The sequence below is a fragment of the Anaerolineales bacterium genome, assembly GCA_015075725.1.
Classification (GTDB): Bacteria; Chloroflexota; Anaerolineae; order Anaerolineales; family Villigracilaceae; genus Villigracilis.
Genome location: JABTTV010000001.1, coordinates 2,916,940 through 2,931,452, shown reverse-complemented (window position 1 = coordinate 2,931,452; position 14,513 = coordinate 2,916,940). Strand labels below are relative to the sequence as shown.

At 55.3% G+C, this 14,513-nt stretch carries 17 protein-coding genes and 3 tRNA genes; 3 read left to right on the top strand and 17 right to left on the bottom strand.

Translation table 11 applies throughout. The annotated features are described in order from the left end of the window. Positions 1-2: 2 nt before the first annotated feature. The 17 genes from rplN to HS100_14005 all read right to left on the bottom strand — a co-directional run bounded on the left by rplN (position 3) and on the right by HS100_14005 (position 14,005). On the bottom strand, positions 3-374 hold the full coding sequence (gene rplN, locus HS100_14085; protein MBE7435039.1) for a 50S ribosomal protein L14: 372 nt from the start codon (positions 372-374) through the stop codon (positions 3-5). A gap of 3 nt (positions 375-377) precedes the next feature. Next, on the bottom strand, positions 378-650 hold the full coding sequence (gene rpsQ / locus HS100_14080; GenBank protein MBE7435038.1) for a 30S ribosomal protein S17: 273 nt from the start codon (positions 648-650) through the stop codon (positions 378-380). Then, a complete protein-coding gene (gene rpmC / locus HS100_14075; GenBank protein ID MBE7435037.1) occupies positions 647-859 on the bottom strand; it encodes a 50S ribosomal protein L29 in 213 nt (70 codons plus the stop codon). Before rpmC ends, rpsQ begins: the two co-directional genes overlap by 4 nt. A gap of 11 nt (positions 860-870) precedes the next feature. Further along, positions 871-1,290, bottom strand: coding sequence for a 50S ribosomal protein L16 (gene rplP, locus HS100_14070; protein MBE7435036.1), 420 nt, complete (start codon positions 1,288-1,290; stop codon positions 871-873). A 31-nt stretch (positions 1,291-1,321) separates the two neighbouring features. After that, on the bottom strand, positions 1,322-2,071 hold the full coding sequence (gene rpsC / locus HS100_14065; protein ID MBE7435035.1) for a 30S ribosomal protein S3: 750 nt from the start codon (positions 2,069-2,071) through the stop codon (positions 1,322-1,324). A 9-nt stretch (positions 2,072-2,080) separates the two neighbouring features. Further along, on the bottom strand, positions 2,081-2,422 hold the full coding sequence (gene rplV, locus HS100_14060; protein ID MBE7435034.1) for a 50S ribosomal protein L22: 342 nt from the start codon (positions 2,420-2,422) through the stop codon (positions 2,081-2,083). 10 nt (positions 2,423-2,432) lie between these two features. Further along, complete coding sequence (rpsS, locus tag HS100_14055) at positions 2,433-2,714, bottom strand: 30S ribosomal protein S19 (protein ID MBE7435033.1); 282 nt, start codon at positions 2,712-2,714, stop codon at positions 2,433-2,435. A gap of 18 nt (positions 2,715-2,732) precedes the next feature. After that, the gene (gene rplB, locus HS100_14050) at positions 2,733-3,569 is read right to left on the bottom strand and encodes a 50S ribosomal protein L2 (GenBank protein ID MBE7435032.1); all 837 of its coding nucleotides are present in this window, start codon (positions 3,567-3,569) and stop codon (positions 2,733-2,735) included. Further along, on the bottom strand, positions 3,569-3,874 hold the full coding sequence (gene rplW / locus HS100_14045; protein MBE7435031.1) for a 50S ribosomal protein L23: 306 nt from the start codon (positions 3,872-3,874) through the stop codon (positions 3,569-3,571). Before rplW ends, rplB begins: the two co-directional genes overlap by 1 nt. 9 nt (positions 3,875-3,883) lie before the next feature. Then, a complete protein-coding gene (gene rplD / locus HS100_14040; GenBank protein ID MBE7435030.1) occupies positions 3,884-4,516 on the bottom strand; it encodes a 50S ribosomal protein L4 in 633 nt (210 codons plus the stop codon). 23 nt (positions 4,517-4,539) lie between these two features. After that, positions 4,540-5,172, bottom strand: a complete 633-nt coding sequence (gene rplC / locus HS100_14035; GenBank protein MBE7435029.1) for a 50S ribosomal protein L3 — start codon at positions 5,170-5,172, stop codon at positions 4,540-4,542. Positions 5,173-5,341: 169 nt separating this feature from the next. Continuing rightward, entirely contained in the window at positions 5,342-5,650 is a 309-nt protein-coding gene (rpsJ, locus tag HS100_14030; protein MBE7435028.1) for a 30S ribosomal protein S10, read from the bottom strand. A gap of 11 nt (positions 5,651-5,661) precedes the next feature. Next, positions 5,662-6,861 carry an elongation factor Tu gene (tuf, locus tag HS100_14025; GenBank protein ID MBE7435027.1) on the bottom strand — a complete coding sequence of 400 codons (1,200 nt, stop codon included), beginning with the start codon at positions 6,859-6,861 and terminating at the stop codon, positions 5,662-5,664. 24 nt (positions 6,862-6,885) lie between these two features. Next, entirely contained in the window at positions 6,886-8,958 is a 2,073-nt protein-coding gene (gene fusA, locus HS100_14020; protein MBE7435026.1) for an elongation factor G, read from the bottom strand. A gap of 43 nt (positions 8,959-9,001) precedes the next feature. Continuing rightward, the gene (rpsG, locus tag HS100_14015; protein MBE7435025.1) at positions 9,002-9,469 is read right to left on the bottom strand and encodes a 30S ribosomal protein S7; all 468 of its coding nucleotides are present in this window, start codon (positions 9,467-9,469) and stop codon (positions 9,002-9,004) included. A 21-nt stretch (positions 9,470-9,490) separates the two neighbouring features. Continuing rightward, positions 9,491-9,907 (bottom strand): 30S ribosomal protein S12, encoded by a 417-nt coding sequence (gene rpsL, locus HS100_14010; protein ID MBE7435024.1) that lies wholly within the window; start codon positions 9,905-9,907, stop codon positions 9,491-9,493. 201 nt (positions 9,908-10,108) lie between these two features. Then, positions 10,109-14,005, bottom strand: coding sequence for a DNA-directed RNA polymerase subunit beta (locus HS100_14005; GenBank protein ID MBE7435023.1), 3,897 nt, complete (start codon positions 14,003-14,005; stop codon positions 10,109-10,111). Positions 14,006-14,211: 206 nt separating this feature from the next. Here HS100_14005 and HS100_14000 point away from each other — a divergent pair. From HS100_14000 to HS100_13990, 3 genes are all read left to right on the top strand, one after another. Further along, a tRNA-Phe gene (locus HS100_14000) sits at positions 14,212-14,284 on the top strand. A gap of 24 nt (positions 14,285-14,308) precedes the next feature. Further along, positions 14,309-14,380, top strand: a tRNA-Gly gene (locus tag HS100_13995). 57 nt (positions 14,381-14,437) lie between these two features. Next, positions 14,438-14,509, top strand: a tRNA-Cys gene (locus tag HS100_13990). The last annotated feature ends 4 nt before the right edge of the window (positions 14,510-14,513 follow it).

The window sequence follows — 14,513 nt, the reverse complement described above, 5'->3', positions numbered from 1 at the left end:
TCCTACAACACTTCCGGGGCCAAAGACACGATCTTCATGTAACCCATATCGCGCAGTTCGCGCGCCACTGGTCCGAAGATGCGTGTACCCCTCGGGTTCTCGCCGTCTGCGTCCAGGATGACTGCGGCGTTATCATCAAAACGGATATATGAGCCGTCCTCGCGGCGCCATTCCTTGGTGCAGCGCACGATCACGGCCTTCACGATCTCGCTCTTTTTCACAGAGCCCTGTGGAGTGGCGGTCTTGACCGTCGCCACAACCACATCGCCGATCGCCCCGTACTTGCGCCTCGAACCACCCAGAATATGAATGACGAGCAGTTCTCGCGCGCCGGTGTTATCGGCAACCTTCAATCGGGATTCATGCTGGATCATGGCTTACTCTCCCACACCCTGATCGGCGGTGCGGACTTCACGCTTCACGACAGATTCGACCGCCCAGCGCTTCTCGCGGGACAGGGGGCGGGATTCCACGATGCGGACCTCATCCCCGATCTGACAGCCGATCTCGTCGTGCGCCTTGACGCGCATGCTCGAGAACACCACTTTCTTGTAAAGCGGATGGCGGTATTTGCGGGTGATCTCCACCACGACGGTTTTCGTCATTTTGTTGCTGGTGACGACTCCAGTCATACGACGACGGTTGTTCATTTTGCACCTTCCACTGCCGCTTCCCGGAGCGTTTCCGCCAGGATGGTCTCCATGCGGGCGATATCTTTACGCAGGATGTTCAGGCGGCTCGGGTCTGTCAACTGTCCGCTCACCTGTTGGAAGCGCAGTTTCATCAACTCATCGCGCGCGTCAGAGATCTTGGCGCGGATTTCCTCCGGTGAAAGTTTGCGAATATCTGCGGGCTTCATGGCTTTCATGATTATTCGCCTCCCGCGTGGCGAGCCACGACCTTGGTCTTGATGGAGAACTTGTATTGGGCTGATTTCAAAGCCGCAACTGCGATCTCTTCAGACAAACCGCTGACTTCGAACATGATGCGCCCGGGTTTCACCACGGCGACATAATATTCCACATTCCCTTTGCCGGAACCCATGCGGGTCTCGGGCGGTTTATGAGTAAACGGCTTGGCCGGGAAAATCCGGATCCAGATCTTGCCGCGCCGTTTCATCTCGCGCACGATGGACCGTCTGGCAGCTTCGATTTGACGGGCTGTGATCCAGCCCGGTTCAAGCGCCTGCAGGCCGTAATCGCCAAAGGAGATCTCCGCCCCGCGGAGAGCCTTGCCCCTCATGCGACCGCGCATCTGCTTGCGCCACTTTACTCTTTTAGGCATCAACATTTCAATAACCTCATCTCAAGCGACGTCGCGATTATTCGCTGACGTAAACGCCTTCCGTCGCCTCGGTCTTCTCATCGATTTCCGGTGTCGCTTCGCCCTTATAGATCCAGACCTTTACGCCGATCTGACCGTAGGTGGTCAACGCTTCGTCGGTAGCGAAATCCAGGTTTGCGCGCAGGGTTTGCAGCGGTACGCGTCCTTCCCGAAGCCAGACATCGCGGGACATTTCCGCGCCGCCCAAACGGCCGCCAACGAGAATTTTGATTCCCTCGGCGCCCTGCTTGATGGCTTGTTGTATTGCGCGTTTCATGGCGCGGCGATAGGCAATGCGGCGTTCCAGTTGGTCGGCAATGTTTCGTGCAACCAGTTTGGCGTCCACGTCCGGGTTCGAGATCTCCTTGATATCCAACTCGATCTTCTTGCCCACCAGCGATTCAAGCGCAGCCCGGATCTTCTTCACACCCTCACCCTTGCGCCCGATCAGGATACCGGGCTTGGCAGTATGGATGGCGATGCGAATTTTACCGGGGGTGCGTTCCACGTCGATGCGGGAGACACCTGCCTTGCCGTCGCGGATGGCATCGGAAAGGTCCTTGCGAAGCTCGCGAATCTTTTCATTTGCAGCAGCGCCCCCCTTTGAAAGTTTGCCCATCAACAAGCCGCGAATCGCGAGATCCTGGTGAAGTTGCTGGCGGTAAGTGCTTCCCTCGGCGAACCAACGCCCTCCCCAGGGCTGGTTGATGCCGAGACGAAATCCAACGGGATGTACTTTTCGACCCATAAATGTCTCCTATGCTCCGCGCTCGCGCAAAACGACCGTCACGTGGGAATTACGGCGCAATATCGGTTTGAACCGGCCGCGTGCGCCAAATCGTCTCCACTTGCGGGTCGGCGCTTCGTCGGCGGTAATCTTTGCGACGAATAGATCGTCGCGGCTGACGCCGAAATTTTCCTCGGCATTCGCCACTGCAGAAGCAACCAGCTTATGCACCGGATGCGCCGCGCGTTTATTTACAAATTTGAGAATCTCCAACGCTTCGATGGCGCTTTTACCACGCACCAGATCGATGACAGCGCGGACTTTCTGCGCGGACTGCGGGAGAAACCGAACGTGTGCTTGAATATCCGTCATGGCTTTCTCCTTATGCCGTCGCAGCGGCTTTCTCGGCGGTCTGATGCCCGCGGAATGTGCGCGTCGGGGCGAATTCACCCAAACGGTGACCGACCATGTTCTCCGTAATGTAGATCGGCACATGTCGGCGTCCGTCATGGACCGCGATCGTATGTCCTACCATCTGCGGGAAGATCACCGAGGCGCGGCTCCAGGTGCGAATCACCTTCTTTTCTTTTTTCTGGTTCATGGCCTCGATACGCTTGAGCAGCTTCGCTTCAACGTATGGGCCCTTTTTCAATGAACGTGACATATCTGCTTACCTCATCAACTAGCGATTCGTCTTGCTGCGACGACGCACGATGTACTGATCCGTCTTCTTATTAAGGCGGGTCTTCTTGCCAAGGGTGGGTTTACCCCACGGTGATTTGGGACCGGGGAGACCGACCGGCTGGCGTCCCTCACCACCGCCGTGTGGATGGTCGCGCGGGCTCATCGCGGTTCCACGAACAGTCGGGCGGATGCCGAGATGGCGTTTGCGGCCTGCTTTGCCCAGCTTCACATTGCTGTGATCGAGATTTCCGACCTGCCCGATCGTGGCATAACAAACCTGATGAATGAGCCGGACTTCGCCGGAAGGCATGCGGATCTGCGCGAAGTCGCCTTCCTTTGCGAGTAATTGCGCCGCGCCTCCCGCCGAACGGACAAGTTGTCCGCCTTTGCCGGGTTTCATTTCGATGTTATGGATCATTGTACCGACCGGGATGTTGCTGATCGGCAGCGAGTTGCCGGAACGAATTTCAGCGTTGGGTCCGGACATGATCGTGTCGCCAACTTTCAGGTCCAGGGGCGAGACGATGTATCGTTTATCACCATCCACGTAATAAAGGAGGGCGAGGCGTGCCGTGCGATTGGGATCGTATTCGATCGCTGCAACCTTCGCAGGAACGCCGTGCTTCTCGCGTTTGAAATCCACGACACGGATATAGCGGCGGGCGCCTCCACCGCGATGCCGGACAGTCACACGTCCATAGGCATTACGGCCGCCGGAGCGTTTCTTGATGACGAGCAGCGAGCGCTCCGGAGTGGATTTTGTAATTTCCTCAAAGGTATGCCCCGTCATGTCGCGCATGCCGGGAGTTACCGGTTTATATTTTTTGACTGCCATTATTGCACCCCTTCAAAGATCTCGAGGGGTTTGCTCCCCTCGGCAAGGGTGATTATCGCCTTCTTGAAAGCGGGGCGGCGGATCACCATGCGGCGGGAACGACCTCGGCGGCCGTGCTTCGCCGGGGCGTTGACGATATTCACGCGCGCCACGGTGACATCGAAGAGAGTCTCGACCGCATCCTTTACCACACTGCGGGTGGCATCGTTGCGGACAACAAAGACGTAATGGCCCATCTTGCTCGATTGGACATTTGATTTTTCGGTCACCAGCGGGCGGACGAGGACACTATAAAGATCGGTCATGTCTCTCTCCTATCCAAGATGCGCAACCAGCGCATCGATCGTCTTGACGGGCAGGACGACTTTTTCGAAATTAAGAAGGTCGCGCACATTCAAATAACTTGCGAGAAGCACTTTTGCGCTCTCGATGTTGCTCGCGGTCCGCATTATCAGGTCATAATTCTGATCGCGGGTGGGCATCAACACCAATGCCGTGGAGACGCCGACAAGGTTGCCAAGCGCCTCTGCAACCTGCTTTGTTTTAGGTTCGGCAATGGTGAGATCGTCCACGACCACAATGGAGGCTTCGGAAGCCTTTACTGAGAGGGCAGAGCGGAGAGCCGCCTGACGCATCTTCTTGGGCATCCGTAATTCATAGCTTCGGGGATGAGGGGTATGGATGCGGCCACCGCCGACCCACTGCGCCGCGCGCCTCGAACCCTGCCGGGCGCGGCCTGTTCCCTTCTGCTTCCAGGGCTTGCGGCCGCCGCCGCGAACTTCCCCGCGGACCTTGGTATCGTGCGTTCCAAGGCGCGCATTCGCCATCTGGCGCGTATACGCCTGATGCATCAAATCCATATTTACTGGGGCTTCGAAAAGTTTCGCGGGAAGCTCGATCTCGCGGACCTTCTTGCCCTTCAAATCAAGAACATCTACTTTCATGATATCGCTCCGGTATCCTGCCCGCGCTACTGTTTGCGCGATTCCTTGATCATCACGACGCTCCCCTTGCCGCCGGGCACAGCGCCGTTGATGGCGATCAAATTGCGTTCCGGATCGACCATCACAACCTTGATATTCTGTGCTGTCACGCGATCCATGCCCATGTGACCAGCTCCGCGGGAACCCTTGTACACACGGCCCGGCGTGGTACCGGAGCCGCGCGAACCGGGTGCGCGGTTGCGGTCGGATGTACCGTGGGTGGCGTTCATACCGTGGAAGTGGTAGCGCTTCACGCCCCCGGCAAAGCCCTTACCCTTGCTTATGCCGATCACATCCACGCGCTCGCCAACCACAAATGCATCGCCGACGGTCACTTTATCGCCGACTTTCAAGCCGTGGTCCTTTGCACGAAATTCACGGATGAAACGCAGGGGGGGAATTTCATTGGCTTTCAAATGCCCGGCTTCGCCTTGTGTGAGGCGCTTGGGGTTTGTTTCGCCAAAGCCCAGTTGTACGGCGGAATAACCCTCTTTTTCCGGCGCGCGAACCTGGGTAACGAAACATGGGCCAGCTTCGATGATTGTCACCGCATAGGCGACGCCTTGCTCATCGAAGATCTGGCTCATGCCAATCTTGCGACCTATCAGCCCTTTCAACATGCTCAAATTTCTCCTTTACAAGATATTGACGAGACTGCCGGTTGGGGCAACAACCACATCATCTCCGTGCGGCACAGTCAGACGGCTTGCGAGGCGGACCTTTTGTCCGCGCGCAAACCGACTCTTGCGCCGTCTCAATGAAACGCGCTGGGCGCGTAATATTGACAGACTAGATTTTGATTTCGATGTCGACGCCTGCGGGCAAATTCAACCGCATCAGCATATCGATTGTCTTCGAGTCTGGGTCCAGCACATCGATCAAACGATTGTGTGTGCGGATCTCGAAGTGCTCATGAGAGTCCTTGTCAATGAAGGAAGAGCGACGTATTGTATAGCGTTCCTTCTTGCTTGGCAAGGGCACGGGACCAACCACATGAGCGCCTGTGCGTTCCGCGGTCTCGACGATCCGCTTGGCGGATTGGTCGAGAACGCGATGATCATAAGCCTTGAGGCGGATGCGAATTTTCTGTTTTGCCATGATTCTCCGCCTTACGCGATGATCTTGGTGACGACACCGGCGCCGACGGTCAGACCGCCTTCACGGATGGCGAACTTCGAGCCCTGCTCCAACGCCACCGGCACGATCAACTCCACTTCCAGGTTCACGTTGTCGCCCGGCATCACCATCTCCACGCCGTCCGGCAGCTTGATGTCGCCCGTCACATCCATCGTGCGAATGTAGAACTGCGGTCGATACCCAGAGAAGAATGCCTTGTGACGCCCGCCCTCTTCCTTCTTCAACACGTACACCTCCGCCAGGAACTTCTTGTGCGGCGTCACCGAGCCCGGCTTCACCAGCACCTGTCCGCGCTCCACGTCCGTGCGTTCGATGCCGCGCAGCAGGATGCCCGCGTTGTCGCCCGCCACCACTTCGTCCAACTCCTTGTGGAACATCTCGGTGCCCGTGATGACACTGCTCTTCGTCTCGCGCAAACCCACGATCTCAATCGCGTCGCCCTTCTTGGCGACGCCGCGGTCCACCCGTCCGGTCACCACCGTCCCGCGCCCCTTGATCGAGAACACGTCCTCCACCGCCATCATGAACGGCTTGTCCTTGTCGCGCTTCGGTTCCGGGATGTATTCATCCACCACCCGCAGCAACTCCTTGATGCAGGCATATTCCGGCGCGTTCGGGTCGGTCGAGGTGCTGTCCAGCGCGTTCTTGGCGCTGCCGCGCACGATCGGGGTCGTGTCGCCCGGGAAGCCGTAGCTCGAGAGCAGTTCGCGCAGTTCCAACTCGACCAGTTCGAGCAGCTCCGGGTCGTCCATCATGTCGACCTTGTTCAGGAACACGACAATACTCGGCACTTCCACCTGGCGCGCCAAAAGCACGTGTTCGCGGGTCTGCGGCATTGGTCCATCCGGAGCCGCCACCACCAGGATCGCGCCGTCCACCTGCGCCGCGCCCGTGATCATGTTCTTGATGTAGTCGCGGTGTCCCGGCATGTCCACGTGGGCGTAGTGCCGCTTGTCCGTCTGGTATTCGACATGCGCAATGTTGATCGTGATCCCGCGCGCTTTCTCTTCCGGCGCATTGTCGATCTGATCATACGCTTTGAATTCCGCCTGCCCGGCGAAACCCGCCACTTTCGTGATCGCAGCCGTCAGCGTCGTCTTGCCGTGGTCGATGTGCCCCATCGTCCCTACGTTCAGATGCGGCTTGCTCCTGTCAAACTTTCCTTTCGCCATAATGATGCTCCTTGGTAATAACCGTTACGATTTCAAAATTTCTTCAGCAACCGACTGCGCGACCGGCGCGTAGTGGTCGAATTCCATGCTAAAGACACCGCGTCCCTGGGTGGCCGAACGAAGCTGGGTGGCATACCCGAACATTTCGCCCAATGGAACCATGGCGCGGATCGCCTGCGCATTGCCGGGGCGGACGTCCATACCTTGAATCAAACCGCGGCGGCTATTGATCTGGCCCATCACGTCACCGAGATATTCCTCGGGGACAACAACCTCCACCTTCATCATTGGTTCGAGAAGAATGGGATTTGCCTTGTTAGCGCCTTCCTTGAAACCGATCGAGGCGGCAAGTTTGAACGCCATTTCGCTCGAGTCGACTTCGTGGAAGGAACCGTCGAAAAGCGTGATCTTCACATCCACAACCGGGTAACCGGCAAGGACGCCGCTCTCGCAAGCTTCGCGGAAACCCTTTTCGACCGGATTGATGAATTCCTTCGGAATCGCGCCGCCGACGATCTTGTTTTCGAAGACAATGCCGCTCCCGCGTTCACCCGGCTCGAGAGAGAAGACAACATGACCATATTGCCCTTTGCCGCCGCTTTGCTTCGCGTATTTGTAGTTGACTTCCTTGACGGGTTTGGTGATCGATTCGCGATAAGCAACGCGGGGGGTACCGACGTTCGCCTGAACTTTGAACTCGCGCAGGAGGCGGTCAACGATGATATCAAGATGCAACTCGCCCATACCGCGGATCACAGTCTGACCGGTGTTTTCATCGGAATTGACACGGAACGTGGGATCCTCTTCAGCAAGCTTGCGAAGCGCTTCACCCATCTTTTCCTGGTCGCTCGAACTCTTCGGCTCGATGGCGATGGAGATAACGGGTTCGGGGAAGGAGATGCTTTCCAAAACGAGCGACTTATTATCACAAAGGGTATCGCCCGTGAAAGATTCTTTGAAACCAAGCACTGCGCCGATATCGCCTGCACGGATTTCAGTAATATCTTCGCGGCGGTCGGCATGCATTCTCAAAAGGCGCCCGATGCGTTCTTTCTTCCCCTTGGTGCTGTTCTGAACGGTTTGTCCCTGGCTCAAGACGCCGGAGTAAACACGGATATAAGCAAGACGCCCAACATAGGGATCGGTCACTATCTTGAAGACGAGCGCACTCAGAGGAGCATCGTCGACAGTCGGGAGCTCGAATGTGTTTTCGGGATTTCCAGGTTCGGAAGCCGAAATGGTGGGTTTATCTGCCGGGGAGGGAAGGTAATCCACAACTGCGTCTAGCATTACCTGAACACCCTTGTTCTTCAATGAAGAACCGCAGAAAACAGGGGTAGCCTTGTTCGCAATGACACCCTTACGCAACGCAGCTTTGAGTTCGGGTACGGTGATTTCCTGTGATTCGAGGAATTTATGGATGAGGTCGTCGTCGAGTTCCGCGATCTTTTCCACCATTTTTGCGCGGGCTTCTTCTGCCTGCGCTTTCATGTCCCCGGGGACTTCGGTGATTTTTGGTTCCTTGCCGAGATCGTCCTCCCAAATTATTGCCTGCATCGAAAGCAGGTCAATGACTCCCCTGAAGGACGCCTCAAAACCGATCGGGACCTGCATCGGTATGGGGTTGGCGCCGAGACGGTCGATGATGGTCTCGATGGTTCTTTCGTAGGAAGCGCCGACACGGTCCATCTTATTGACAAAACAAATACGCGGAACGCCGTAACGATCCGCCTGGCGCCAGACGGTTTCGGACTGCGGTTCCACTCCCTGGACGGCATCAAACACAACAACGCCCCCATCCAATACACGGAGGGAACGTTGAACTTCGGCGGTAAAGTCGATGTGGCCCGGGGTATCGATGATGTTGACCTGGTATCCCTTCCACTCGGCGGAGACAGCGGCGGAAACAATTGTGATTCCACGCTCCCGCTCCTGGACCATCCAGTCCGTCACGGTGGTGCCTTCATCGACAGAGCCTATCCGGTGAGTTAAACCGGTATAGAACATGATCCGCTCGGTGGTGGTCGTTTTACCGGCGTCAATGTGGGCAATAATGCCAATATTCCTATATTGTTCGAGCGGATATTCACGCGCCATTACTATCTTTTACCTATTCCTTCATCGTTATTAATAATCAAGACTAAATTCGATAATGAGAGAACGCGCGGTTCGCTTCTGCCATCTTGTGCGTTTCGTCGCGCTTGCGGATCGAAGCCCCGGTTTCATTGGCGGCGTCGATCAATTCCGACGCCAGTTTATCTGGAAAGGACTTGCCCGAGCGTTCGCGCGCCGAACTGAGAATCCAGCGGATCGCCAATGTTGTGCGACGGTCTGCCGAAACTTCCATTGGCACCTGATATGTCGCACCGCCGACGCGTCTCGGGCGGACTTCCATGGCGGGACCCACATTTTTAAGCGCCGTATCGAAGACTTCCATCGGACTCTTTTCAGTGCGCTCTTTAATTAAATCCATGGCGTCGTACACCAACCCTGCGGCAACGCTCTTCTTGCCGCGTTTCAGAACATGCTGAATCACGATCTGCAGGTTAAGGCTGTTGTAACGGATATCGGGAAGGATTTCCCTTCTTTCGGGTTTTGCTCTGCGCATGACTGAATTACTCCATCTTCATTACTTGGGCCGCTTCGCGCCGTATTTGGAGCGGGCTTGCTTCCGATTCGCAACGCCGGTCGTGTCGAGAGTACCGCGCACGATGTGATAACGCACGCCAGGCAGATCCTTTACACGTCCGCCGCGGACAAGAACAACCGAATGTTCCTGCAATTGATGTCCTTCGCCGGGAATGTAAGCCGTCACTTCGATGCCGTTGCTCAAGCGAACACGGGCGATCTTACGAAGCGCTGAATTCGGCTTCTTCGGCGTCATTGTGCGCACAACGGTGCAAACACCGCGCTTTTGGGGCGCGCCTTTATCCTGGCGGAAGCGACGCTGCTTATAGCTGTTCAAGGTGAACTGCAAGGCAGGCGCTTTGCTTTTCGATTTCTTGTCTTTGCGGCCCTTGCGGACCATCTGGTTTACTGTCGGCACGATCAGCCTCCGAATTCCAATTCTTCTAATCGACGATTTATCTTTATTTTTTCGCAATAAATGAGACCATCAACACGATCCCTGATGGCCTCATTTGTAGCTGCCAGTTTGTTTTTGGGGCGGGAGAGACAGCCGCACCCTCTTCCTTGACAAAGGCAGGGCATTTTATCACGCCATTTTTGCCGCGTCAATGGAAAATGACTACTTTTTTCTGGATTGCCCCTCGCCCAGGCTCAACAATCCGGTGTCGTGTTTCGGCGGATGGGTCTTTTCTTCGTCCTTGCCAAACTTGACCACATCGCCGTTCTCATTGATGGCTTCAACAGCAAGACCGAGGGATTGCAACTCTTTAACCAGCACGCGGAATGACGCAGGGATGCTTGGCTCTTCGATCGGCTCGCCCTTGACGATCGCTTCATAGGTATTTACACGACCCTGGACGTCGTCGGATTTGACGGTAAGCATTTCCTGAAGAGTATGAGCAGCCCCATACGCTTCAAGCGCCCAGACCTCCATCTCACCGAATCTTTGTCCGCCGAATTGAGCCTTACCACCGAGCGGTTGCTGGGTCACCAGACTGTAAGGACCGGTGGAGCGCGCATGGACTTTGTCTTCCACCAGATGGTGTAATTTTAAAATCGTCATCACACCAACCGTCACGGGTTGGTCGTAAGGCAAGCCTGTCTTTCCGTCGCGCAATGTTTGTTTGCCGAGGATCGGAAGTGGAATACCCCGTTCCTTAGCCAACTCCTGCGCGGTTTCGTAAACCTTGTCTTCAGCAACGCGGCGTGTGATGCCATTTACTTCAAGCCAGAGCCGCAAGCAGGCTATGATCGCCATATCGTCCAGTTGTGGGTCGCGGATGGCAACTTTGCGGTCTTCGAGAAGAATCTCGTCCGGGTTGTCGTAGCCCTTCTCGCGCAGCCATTCACGAGCGGTGGCGCGATGCGCATACGTTGGGTCGTTCAGGCTGTAGACATCATACCGGCGCTTATCCAGCCAATCTTCGAGGTAGAGGCGGCGCACTTCATCATCGTCCTCGATTGTATTTGGATCGTATTCCTGCTCTTTGATCCACTCCCAGGCGCGGACACCAGCCTCCTTCCAAGCTTGGTCCACGATCCAGGCACGGGCAAGTTCGGCTTCGATCTGTTCTTCGCTCGCTCCATCGAACACGGGGGTAAGGGCACGATAACCAAGACGCTTCGCCGCCCATCCGAGATGGACTTCGAGAACCTGTCCAATGTTCATACGCCCGGGCACACCAAGCGGATTTAGGATGATATCAACAGGCGTGCCGTCTTCAAGAAACGGCATATCTTCGACAGGTACAACCTTCGAAACTACACCTTTGTTTCCGTGCCGACCCGCCATCTTGTCTCCCGCAGTGATCTTGCGACGCTGGGCGACAGATACACGCACCATCTGGTCCACGCCAGCGGCGAGGTCAGAGTTTTCTTCCCGGGTAAATACTTTTACGTCGACGACCTTGCCTCGTTCACCATGGGGCATCCGCAGAGAGGTATCTTTCACATCGCGGGATTTCTCACCAAAGATGGCGCGCAAAAGACGTTCTTCAGGAGTAAGTTCCTTCTCGCCTTTCGGTGTGATCTTGCCGACAAGAATATCGTTCGGCCCGACTTCGGCGCCGATGCGGATGATTCCGTTTTCATCGAGGTCTTTGATGGCATCGTCACCGACATTGGGAATATCGCGGGTGATTTCCTCGGGTCCCAGTTTAGTGTCGCGCGCCTCCACCTCGTACTTTTCGATGTGCACGGAAGTGAAACGATCATCCTGAACAAGACGTTCGGAAAGCAGTATGGCATCTTCGAAATTGCCTCCCTCCCACGAGAGGAACGCGATGACCACATTTTGCCCCAACGCAAGTTGACCATTATCGGTCGAAGACGAATCGGCGATAATGTCACCGGCTTTGATAACCTGACCCTTAACAACAGAAGGACGCTGGTCGATGCACGTGCTTTGATTGGAACGTTGATACTTGCGGAGGGGATAGACCCGATTACCGGTCCGTTTTTCTTTGACCGTGATGCTCGATCCGGTCACGGAAACAACCTCCCCGTCCGCCTCAGCCACTACGACCTGGCCTGAGTCCAGGGCAGCATGCCGTTCCATACCCGTCGAAACCAGCGGAATTTCCGGTCGGACCAGCGGCACAGCCTGCGCCATCATGTTCGATCCCATGAGCGCCCGGTTGGCATCGTCATGTTCAAGGAAGGGAATCAACGCCGCGCTGATGCCCACGACTTGATGCGGGGCAACATCCATGAAGTCCAGGTTTTCGGCGGTGGAAAACAGGAAGCCGGAATGATATCGACATGAAATTCGTTCGCGCGAAAATTCCTTCTTTTCAGTCAACGCCGCATTTGCCTGGGCAATGGTGTATTTGTCCTCAGCATCTGCGGACAGGTAAACCACATCGTCGGATACAAATGGAACGATGGCAATTTCCGAGTTCAGGCGGGACAGCCGTTTCGCCACCTTGGAATCAATCTCGGTTCCCGCCTTGAAAAGCAGTTCCTCCGATTTCGGGTCGTAGACATCTTCGCGAAGAGTGCGTCCGTCCAGGAGATCGCTGTCGGCGGGGAGGGATTTGTACACCCTGCGATACGGTGTTTCGATAAAACCATATTCATTCACGCGCGCAAAAGAGGCAAGACGCCCGATCAAACCGATATTCGGGCCTTCCGGCGTTTCAATCGGGCAGATACGTCCGTAATGGGAGTGATGAACATCACGCACATCGAAACCGGCGCGTTCACGGCGCAACCCACCAGGACCCAACGCGGATAATGTCCTTTTGTGGCGTAATTCAGCCAAAGGATTGGTCTGATCCATGAATTGGGACAACTGGGAAGAACCGAAAAACTCGCGCAATGCCGCCACCACCGGACGGATGTTGACGAGGGTCACAGGCGACAACTGTTCCTGGTCGCGAATGGACATGCGTTCCTTGATCACGCGTTCCATGCGGCGCAAACCGATGCGCAGTTTATTCTGGATCAATTCACCCACTGTCTTCACACGACGGTTACCGAGGTGATCGATATCGTCCGACCGTTCCGAGCCGTTATTAATTTGTATCATGCGGCGGATCAAACGCAGGATGTCATTCTTTGTCACGGTACGGTGCGGGATTGGAATGTTCAGGTCGAGTTTTTGATTCAACTTATAGCGTCCAACGCGCTCCAAATCATAATGCCGCTGGTCGAAAAGCTGTTCTTCCAGAAATTGACGGGCGTTGTCGAGTGTTGCAGGGTCTCCCGGACGCATTTTCTTGAAGAATTCAATCAATGCCGCCTCAGCGATGGTGTGATTACCCAGATCCCAATCCGGTTCCTGCTTAATGGTGGAAGTGATGAACAGGCGGTCGGGATTGTTGTCGACATCCTTGAACAAAGACAGGATCTCTTCATCAGTGCCATGTTTGATCGAAGAATCCTTCGTTCCATCGTTGACAGCGGCAAGAGCGCGCAAAAACACTGTGATGGGAACGGTCCTTTTGCGGTTGAATTTCAGGATAATATAATCCGACTTGCGAGTTTCGAACTCCATCCATGCCCCGCGGTCGGGGATCAGCTTAGCCATGGAAAGCAGGCGTCCAGTCGCGCGATCCGCAGGAGCTTCGAAATAAACACCCGGGGAACGGATCAACTGCGAAACGACAACACGCTCCGTTCCATTCACGATGAATGTACCCTTGTCGGTCATCTCGGGAAAGTCGCCCAAAAAGATATCCTGTTTAATGGGCTCCGGGACGTCCGTTCCCGCAAGGAGAACGGATACATACAAAGGGCTGGCGTAGGTAAGGTCGCGCTCCACGCATTCTTCGATGGTATGTTTCGGGTCGCCAAACCAATATTTCAACCCCCACTGCTGTGATTCGGGGCCGCGGCTGGGAAAGAATAATTTCATTCCCTTGTTATAGGATTCGATCGGTGAGATTTCGTGGAACAAGTCCCCCAATCCCTCCTTCTTCAACCGTTCAAATGAATCTAGCTGTACTTCGATCAGATTGGGTAAATCTAGGCTGACTGGTATTCTCGCGTAACTCTTCTGGGGCAAGGATGCCATTCTTTTCTCCTACATGGGGTGAATGACGTATATAAACAATGAGAACTGTCCGACGGACAGCAACTGGACATTATATCGAAACCATGATGAAAAGTCAAGAAAATTGGGTTTCATTTTCACAGAATAGCTGTTACCCGATGCATTTCTTGACAATCCCATTAAGTACGAGTAAAATCACGACCGCCTTATAAAAAGATTATGGTTTGGCCGAGATAGCTCAGTTGGTAGAGCACGCGACTGAAAATCGCGGTGTCCCCAGTTCGATCCTGGGTCTCGGCACTCTCGACCAAACCGGTCGATAACGCGGGTGTAGTTCAGTGGTAGAACGTCTCCTTGCCAAGGAGAAGGCCGTGAGTTCGAATCTCATCGCCCGCTCAAACTGGAGGATTGCAGATTGAACATGCTTTCGGTCAGCAATCCTTTTGTTTATCAGGCGTCGTGGCCAAGTGGTAAGGCAAGGGTCTGCAAAACCCTCATTCACGGGTTCAAATCCCGTCGACGCCTCAAA